Raw genomic sequence first — 8,372 nt, 5'->3', positions numbered from 1 at the left:
ATCAACGACGGTGATGTCGTTGTCGCCTATGACGACACGGGTAACCTCGCCGCTGCACGCCTGTGGTGGCTGCTTCGGAACGCCGGCCTGACCAGTGTCTACCTTCTCGACGGTGGACTGAGTGCCTGGCAAGCGGCCGGTTTTGATACGGAGCGCGGCGAGGAGCAGCATTGCCTGGGCGACGTGAACCTGAGCTCGGGCCATATGCCGGTTCTGGCGATCGAGGACGTTTTGTCGTTCACCGAACACGGTGTCCTTCTCGATGCAAGGGCACCTGAGCGGTTCCGCGGCGAGGTCGAGCCGGTCGACCCGAAGGCCGGTCACATACCGCGTGCTGTCAGCGCCCCGACGACCGGTAATCTCACGGCCCAGAAGACCTTCCAGCCGCCGACTGAGCTGCGTCGCAGGTTCGCAGCGGTCGGGATCACGGAGAGCGCCGACGTCGCCGTGTACTGCGGTTCAGGCATCACCGCCGCGCACGAGATAGCTGCCCTTGAGGTTGCCGGTTTCCGGGCGGCGCTGTACCCGGGATCGTGGTCGCAGTGGTCCCAGCGCGCTGATCTGCCGGTGGCAACCGGTCCGTGACGGTCGCCATTTGCTGATCGGCTGGATAGCCCGGATATGGAAGAGTAACCGGTATGACCACTGCATTCGCTTATGCCGCCACGTCGCCGTCCAGCGGGTTGGGCCGAACCACCCTTGAGCGTAGGGAACCGGCACACGACGACGTCGAGATAGCCATTGATTTCTGCGGACTGTGCCACTCGGATGTTCACGCCACACGGAGCGAGTGGGGCTCCGCCCGGTACCCGCTGGTGCCCGGTCACGAAATAGTCGGCCGGGTCACCCGCATCGGCGGCTCAGTGACGTCGTTCGCCGTGGGCGACCGGGTTGGGGTCGGCTGCATGGTTGATTCCTGCCGCGAGTGTGAAAGCTGCGCCGACGGTCTGGAGCAATACTGCGAGCGGGGCATGACCGCCACCTACGGTTCGCCCGACAGGAGGCACGACGGCGAAGTCACGCAGGGCGGGTACGCCACCTCCATCGTCGTGAATGAGGGGTACGTTCTTCGGATTCCGGAGGGGATGGACCCGGCCGCAGCAGCACCCTTGCTCTGTGCCGGCATCACCACCTTCTCGCCGCTGAACCACTTCGGTGTCGAGAAGGGCGACGCCGTCGGGGTCGTTGGCTTGGGTGGCCTTGGGCACATGGCCGTGAAGATCGCCAAAGCGATGGGGGCGTCGGTGACTGTTTTCACGACGTCGTCCGGCAAGGTGGACGCCGCGCACGAGTTGGGGGCGGACCGCGTGGTTATTTCCAGGGATGCGGACGCCATGGAAGCAGCTGCCAACACGCTCGATGTTGTCATCGATACCGTGGCAGCCCCGCATGACCTCAACCAATTGATCCGGACGCTCCGGCTCGATGGGGCCTTATTCCAGCTAGGTCTTCCGGCCGACCCAATGCCGGCCGTCGACCCGGGATTGCTGATCCGGAAGCGGCGGACGTATGCCGGCTCGCTGATCGGCGGCATCGCGGAGACACAGGAGATGCTCGACTTCTGTGCGGAGCACGGGGTCGTATCCGACATCGAGCTCGTCGCCGCCGACCAGCTCAACGTGGCCTACGACCGCATGGTAGCGGGAGACGTGAAGTACCGATTCGTACTTGATGCCGCTTCACTTGAGGAGGAATCATGAGCACGCTGTTCACCAGGATCATCGCCGGTGAGATCCCGGGCCGTTTCGTCTGGAAGGACGATGACGTGGTGGCTTTCCTGACCATTGAGCCGATCACGGACGGACACCTCATGGTCGTGCCCCGCCGGGAGGTGGCGCACTGGATCGACCTTGAACCGGAGCTGCTCGGCAAGGTGATGAATGTTGCGCAGAAGATAGCGAAGGTGCAGGAGGCGGTGTTCAACGCCAAGCGCATCGGCGTGCTGATGGAGGGGTACGAGATTCCCCACGTCCACGTCCACATCTGGCCGACGCACAGCCCTGCAGACTTCGACGTGCACAACGTGGACCGCTCAGCGGATCCTGAGAAGCTCGACGGGAACGCGGAACGGTTGCGCACCGCACTGCGTGCCGCTGGATACGCGGAGTTCGTTCCACAGCCCTAAGCGGCAAGTGCCTCGCCGAGGGCCGCGCGGATACGTTTCTCCGACACGGAATAGGCGGTCCCAAGTTCCTGGGCGAAGAGACTCACGCGGAGTTCCTCCAGCATCCAGCGAACGCGGCCCAAGCCGGGTGGCACAGGGCGTCCATGGGGAGCGACGGACGCAACGGCGTCGTCGTACTCGTCCTCCAGCCGCTGGACGATGGCCGTGCTGAGACCGTCGCGCTGCACGTTGCTTTCGAGCTTCTCCAGCCGCCGCTCGATGCCCGCGAGGTAGCGGGGAAGGTGCGCCAGTTGGGCGTAGCCCGTAGTCGCCACGAATCCGGGGAAGACCAGCTGCTCCAGCTGGCTCCTCACGTCATTGAGGGCGGTGATGAGCGCCAAACTGGTCGAGCCCTTCAGCCTCTTCTCGATCCGGCGCGCGCTTGCAAGAATCTTCTCCACGGTCGCTGTGACTGTGAAGACCGTGTCGATCAGTTCGGCTCTGACAGCCTCGTATAGTGCGTCAAATTCCTCGGGCGACCAGGGCAGTTGCTCGGGCGTGAGCTTGTCAATGGCCGCGATAGAGCAGTCCTCGATCAGTGCGCTGACGCTGCCGTGAGGGTTCTGGGTGAAGGTCAGCTTCTCCGTGTTGCTCAGGTGCTCCAGGACGTAGCGGGCGGGACTTGGGACCCGCAGCGCGAGCAGGCGGATTACCCCTGCGCGCATGGCGGCGGACTGTTCGGCGGGGTTGGGAAAGACCCTGAGCCCGACGGCGTTCTGCTCGTCGACGAGGGCCGGGTAACCCGTGACGCGGTGCCCGCCGACGATGCGGGACACTTCCTTCGGCACCGTGCCGAAGGTCCAGGCGGTTGCGCCGGTGATCTCCTTGATTCCCGGATCACCATTCCCCGACGACGACGCCTGCTCCTGGCGGTGCCGGCGCCCCGCCGTCTGCTTCTGCTGGATCGAGCCCGGTGTAGCGCCGAGGGAGTCGGCGATAGCCCGCCGGGTCTGCGGCGCGAGCCGGTCCTGAAGCGCATGAAGGTCCGTGTCTTCGTCCAGGACCCGGCCGTTGGCGTCGACTACCTGGAAGTTCATGAGCAGGTGCGGCTGCAGCGTTTCCCTGTTCCATGATCCCGGCGGAATGATGTGTCCCTTCAAGCGCCGCAGTACGAGCTCCAGGGATGGTTCGAGCTCATCCCGCGCGGGATCGAAGTCGGCATGGAGTGCTTCGACGGCGGTTCGGGCGACATCCGGAGCGGGAATGAAGTTCTTGCGGACCTGCTTCGGCAGGGACTTGATGAGCGCAGTCACCAGTTCCACCCGCAATCCAGGGATCTGCCATTGGAAGGGCGCCGGTTCCAGCTGGTTCAGGAAAAGGATCGGAACCTGCACCGTGACGCCGTCGGATGCGCCGGGAACGTTCGGCGAGAACTCATAGCTCAGCGGCAGTTCGAATCCCTGCTGGTGCCACGTCTTCGGAAAAGCACCCTCGTCGAGATCGGCATCCCGGCTGAGCAGCTCCTCGGGCTTGAAGTCCAGCAGGTCAGGGCTGTCCTGCCGGGCCTGCTTCCACCACTTGTCGAAGTGGCGCTCCGAGACAACGTCGGGGCCCACACGCGCATCATAAAAGGCGAAGAGAGTCTCGTCGTCGACCATGAGGTCGCGGCGGCGCATCCGGTTTTCCATCTCTTCGATCTCCGCGATCCGCGCCTTGTTGCGGTGGAAGAACTTGTGATGAGTACGCCAGTCGCCCTCGACCAGTGCATGCCGGATGAAGAGCTCGCGTGCGACCTCCCTGTCGATTCGGCCGTAGTTGATGCGCCGTTGCGGGACAATCGGCACGCCGTAGAGTGTGACCTTCTCGTACGCCATGACTGAGCCCATCTTGCGGGACCAGTGCGGCTCGCTGTAGCTGCGCTTCACCAGGTCCGGGGCGACCTCCTCAGCCCAGAGCGGGTCGAACCTGGCAACCACCCGCGCCCAAAGCCGCGACGTCTCTACGAGTTCTGCTGCCATCACCCAGTCCGGGCTCTTCTTGAACAGAGCGCTGCCGGGGAAGATGGCGAACCGGGTGCCGCGGGCACCGGCGTACTCGCGTTTGCGCTGGTCGTACAGGCCAATGTGGCTGAGCAGCCCGGACAGCATGCTGATATGGACCGCGTCATGCTGGGCGACCGGGTCCACCTCACCGGGCGGAAGGGTGATGCCGAGCGGTTTGGCGAGCTGGCGCAGTTGGGTGAACAGGTCCTGCCACTCGCGCACGCGCAGGTAGTTGATGAAGTCGTTGCGGCACAGCTTGCGGAACTGGGTCGATGACAGTTCCTTCTGCTGGTCCTGCAGGTATCGCCACAGGTTCAGGTACCCGGTGAAGTCCGATGTCTCGTCCACGAACCTGCGGTGCTTCTCGGTGGCGCTCTGGAGCTTTGCGGCCTGGTCGGGTTGCGGTCGTTCCCTCGGGTCCTGGATGGTCAGGGCCGCAGCCAGGACCATAACCTCTTTCGCGCAGCCTCGCCTGCCCGCCTCGACAATCATGCGTCCGAGCCGGGGATCTACCGGCAGTTGGGCCAGTTGCCTGCCCACCGGAGAGATCCCGCCGTCCGGGGCCAGGGCGCCCAGCTCGCGCAGGAGGGTGACGCCGTCGTTGATTGCCTTTGAATCAGGCGGCTCGACGAACGGGAATGCTGCAACGTCCTTTGGTCCGCGGGTCACGCCCATCGCCGTCATCTGGAGGATGACGGCAGCAAGGTTGGTTCGCAGGATTTCCGGGTCGGTGAAGGGGCGCCGCGACTCGAAGTCCTCTTCCGAGTACAGGCGGATGGCGATGCCGTCGGAAACACGGCCGCAACGGCCCGACCGTTGGTTCGCCGATGCCTGTGACACGCGCTCGATTGGCAGCCGCTGCACCTTGGTCCGATGCGAATACCGGGAGATTCGAGCGGTTCCCGTATCGATGACGTACTTGATTCCCGGCACCGTGAGAGAAGTCTCCGCGACGTTGGTCGCGAGGACGATACGCCGGCCTGCACCCCCGGGATTGAACACGCGGTGCTGTTCCTGCAGCGACAACCGGGCAAAAAGCGGAAGGATCTCGGTCCCTCGCAGACGCGGATTCACCTGGACGCGTGCACGAAGCGCGTCGGCCGCATCGCGGATCTCGCGCTCGCCGGAGAAAAACACCAAAATGTCACCGGGGGCTTCCCGTGCAAGCTCGTCGACGGCGTCACACACGGCATCGAGCGGGTCGCGGTCTTCCTCAAGCTCGTCATCGGTGTCCGACTCTGTGTCACCCGCAGGCTGACTGAGCGGACGGTAACGGATCTCTACAGGGTAGGTGCGCCCGGACACCTCAATGATGGGCGCGGGCGCCTTCTCACGCGCGAGCTCATCCGCTGCGAAGTGGTTGGCGAAACGCTCCGGATCAATAGTGGCGGAGGTGATGATGACTTTCAGATCCGGACGCTTGGGCAGGATCCGCTTGAGATAGCCGAGAATGAAGTCGATGTTGAGGCTGCGCTCGTGCGCCTCGTCAATGATGATCGTGCTGTATTTCTTCAACAGCCTGTCGTGTTGAATCTCGGCAAGCAGGATGCCGTCCGTCATGAGCTTGATCCGGGTGCTTCGGCCCACCTCGCCGGTGAAGCGCACCTGATAGCCGACTTCCTCGCCCAGCTTCACGTCGAGTTCTTCGGCGATGCGCTCAGCGACGGTCCTCGCTGCCAGGCGGCGAGGCTGAGTGTGGCCGATCATCCCGGACTCGGCAAGGCCGAGCTCCAGGCACATCTTTGGGATTTGCGTGGTTTTCCCGGAGCCGGTTTCACCCGCGATGATGGTGACCTGGTTCGCCGCGATGGCAGCCATGATGTCTGCCCGCCGTTCCGAAACCGGGAGCTGGGCGGGGTAAGAGATTGTCAGCGACATGATTACCCGCAAGTTTACGTGATCATGCCGGGTCAGGACCTGATCGCGGCCGCCGCAGGCTCGATTCCGGTCAGCCGGCCTCCTGCCTGTCAACCATTGCCTTGATCCAGATGGGTGCATAAGGCGATGTACAACCTGGGGAGGTGGGGTAGTCCTTGAGGACTTCCAGGCGCTCCCCGATGGCGAGTGCGCGATCGCGTTGCCCGGGATGGTTGATTCCGATGTGCGCCAGGCAGGTGTTCATGGCCCACTGCAGGCGATCCGGAGCGTCCTTCATCTTTGCCTCGATGCTGTCCAGCAGGGCCGGGAGGTCCAGCTCACCCGGGCTCTTCACTACGCGGTCCGCCGTCAGGGCCCAACCGGCACTTGCAACCACAGGATCCGGATCGGTGAACCAGGCAGCCCGCAGATCTTCCACATGAGGGCTCTTTTTCACCACGTAATTCAGGAACCAGTCGAGCACCTTGGGTGAAGGTGCGGTACGAAGCATCCCGTCCAACTCGTTCCGGTCGAATGCCTTCGGACGGCAGATCAGAGTTGCGAGGAGTTTGGCGGCGGTGTCCCCGGTCTCCCAGAGCTGCAGGGCGAGCTCGTGGTTGGTCTTCAAGCCCTTGGCCAGTGCGCGCAGCTTGCTGAGGTTCACCCCGTGGTCATCACCGTGCCTGGCGTTCACTTCACGCGTCCTCGGATCCTCAAGCGTGGCCAACTCGGCCATGACAACGCCAAGCATCGACTCGGCCGGTGCTGTCTCTACCACTACTGTCTCCTGTCCTGAGTGCCGGCTTAGCTTGCGGGCTTTCGGGATTCAGCCCCCGCGGCGCTTTCCATGACGCCTGCGTCGGCCCGGGCTGCCCGGACCAATCGCCCAGCGGCGGCGGCGGCGTGGTCCCGAAGCTCCGGAGGGCCGAGGATATCGAAATCCAACCCTAGCGCCACCAGATGCATCAGGGGCCAGTCGAACGAGTCTGCCCCGAAGCGCATGAGGGTGGTTCCGGCATCGTCCTCAAGTTCCGCAATGTTGGGTGGGATCATCTGGCCGACGTCCACCGCGGGTGCATGGACGCGCACGACGATGTCGTGGCTGTAAGGGGAGCGCGTAATCGACTTCTGCACGTATGCGGCGAGGTCTGTGGCGGGAAGGGGCCGGGCGGCGAACCTGTCGCGCGGCGAAGGCACGCTTTGGCACCGATCCACGCGGAATGTTCGCCAGTCCTGCCTGGCGGTGTCCCATGCGACAAGGTACCAACGGCGTCCGGTGTCCACCAGCCGTACGGGCTCGACAACACGTCGGGAGGAATCGCCGTCCTGACGTGCATACCGGAACACCACCACCCTGCGCTCAGTAATCGCTGAGGAAAGGGCCGTGAGGACCTCCGGGTTCACCGGCGTGCTCACCGCAGCCATGTGTGTAACTGCTGTCCGCAGCCCGGCGAATTTCGGCCGAAGTCTGCCGGGAAGCACCTGTTCCAGCTTGGTCAGGGCGCGGACCGAGGCTTCCCCGAGCCCTGACACGGGGCTCGCGGTGACGGCGCTCAGGCCAATCGCAACGGCGAGCGCCTCATCATCATCAAGGAGTAGCGGGGGCAGCTGCGCTCCTGCGCCCAGTTGGTAGCCGCCCGCGATGCCGGGCGACGCGTGGATGGGATAGCCCAGAGTGCGCAGCTTGCCGATGTCTCTGCGTACCGTGCGTTCGGTGACCGACATGCGTTCCGCCAACGCAGAACCCGTCCACTCACGCCGAAGCTGAAGCAGGGACAGCAGCTGCAGCAGACGCGCTGATGTTTCCAACATGGAACCACGGTACCCAGCAACACGGACAGTTGCTGTCCGCAATGGCTTCTATTCTTTCAGCGAATATCCGGGAGGAAAGGAAGAACGATGGACATCAGCAGGGAGCTCACCGACCAGCTTGCGTGGCACTGGGAGCATCACGCGCGGCCGCGCCTGGACGGGCTGGAGGATGAGGAGTACTTCTGGGAACCCGTTCCTGGCAGCTGGAGCGTGCGTCCGCGCGGAACTGGCACAGCACCTCTGCAGGTTGGGGGAGGGGACTACACGATCGACTTTGCCCTGCCCGAACCTAAGCCGGCGCCGGTCACCACGATCGCCTGGCGGTTGGGCCACATCCTCGTCGGTGTACTGGGCGGTCGGCTGGAGGCGCATTTCGGCGGTCCGCCGGTCAGCTACGAGACCTATGAGTATCCGGGCAGTGCGGGTACAGCGCTCGAACAGCTGGACGGCATGTACGCTCACTGGTCCGGTGCCGTGTCCGCCCTGTCGCTGCACGAGCTTGACCGCCCGGTCGGCCCGGCGGAGGGACCCTTTGCAGAGGCTCCCATGGCTGCACT

The 8,372-nt window shown here is 64.2% G+C and carries 7 protein-coding genes; 4 read left to right on the top strand and 3 right to left on the bottom strand.

The genetic code is table 11. The features are described 5' to 3' along the window. The 3 genes from RIF85_RS13060 to RIF85_RS13050 all read left to right on the top strand — a co-directional run. Window positions 1–585: rhodanese-like domain-containing protein (locus RIF85_RS13060; RefSeq protein WP_309072332.1), on the top strand; the 585-nt coding region annotated here is incomplete at its 5' end. A gap of 53 nt (window positions 586–638) precedes the next feature. After that, a complete protein-coding gene (locus tag RIF85_RS13055) occupies window positions 639–1,700 on the top strand; it encodes an NAD(P)-dependent alcohol dehydrogenase (RefSeq protein ID WP_309072331.1) in 1,062 nt (353 codons plus the stop codon). Beyond that, window positions 1,697–2,125: an HIT family protein gene (locus RIF85_RS13050; protein ID WP_309072330.1), complete on the top strand. Its 429-nt coding sequence runs from the start codon at window positions 1,697–1,699 to the stop codon at window positions 2,123–2,125. The genes RIF85_RS13055 and RIF85_RS13050 overlap by 4 nt, the downstream gene beginning before the upstream one ends. On the opposite strand, the gene hrpA is transcribed toward RIF85_RS13050, so the two are convergent. The 3 genes from hrpA to RIF85_RS13035 all read right to left on the bottom strand — a co-directional run bounded on the left by hrpA (window position 2,122) and on the right by RIF85_RS13035 (window position 7,815). Beyond that, window positions 2,122–6,024 carry an ATP-dependent RNA helicase HrpA gene (hrpA, locus tag RIF85_RS13045; RefSeq protein WP_375164851.1) on the bottom strand — a complete coding sequence of 1,301 codons (3,903 nt, stop codon included), beginning with the start codon at window positions 6,022–6,024 and terminating at the stop codon, window positions 2,122–2,124. The two genes, RIF85_RS13050 and hrpA, sit on opposite strands and share 4 nt — an antisense overlap. Window positions 6,025–6,094: 70 nt before the next feature. Next, entirely contained in the window at window positions 6,095–6,754 is a 660-nt protein-coding gene (locus RIF85_RS13040; RefSeq protein WP_375164852.1) for a DNA alkylation repair protein, read from the bottom strand. Between the two features lie 53 nt (window positions 6,755–6,807). Continuing rightward, the gene (locus RIF85_RS13035; protein ID WP_309072329.1) at window positions 6,808–7,815 is read right to left on the bottom strand and encodes a YafY family protein; all 1,008 of its coding nucleotides are present in this window, start codon (window positions 7,813–7,815) and stop codon (window positions 6,808–6,810) included. 87 nt (window positions 7,816–7,902) lie between these two features. On the opposite strand from RIF85_RS13035, the gene RIF85_RS13030 reads away from it, so the two are divergent. Beyond that, window positions 7,903–8,372: DinB family protein (locus RIF85_RS13030; protein WP_309072328.1), on the top strand; the 470-nt coding region annotated here is incomplete at its 3' end.

Origin of the sequence: Arthrobacter sp. (assembly GCF_031179385.1) — a bacterium.
Taxonomy (GTDB): Bacteria; Actinomycetota; Actinomycetes; order Actinomycetales; family Micrococcaceae; genus Arthrobacter_D.
This window is presented reverse-complemented; position numbering and strand designations above follow the sequence as displayed.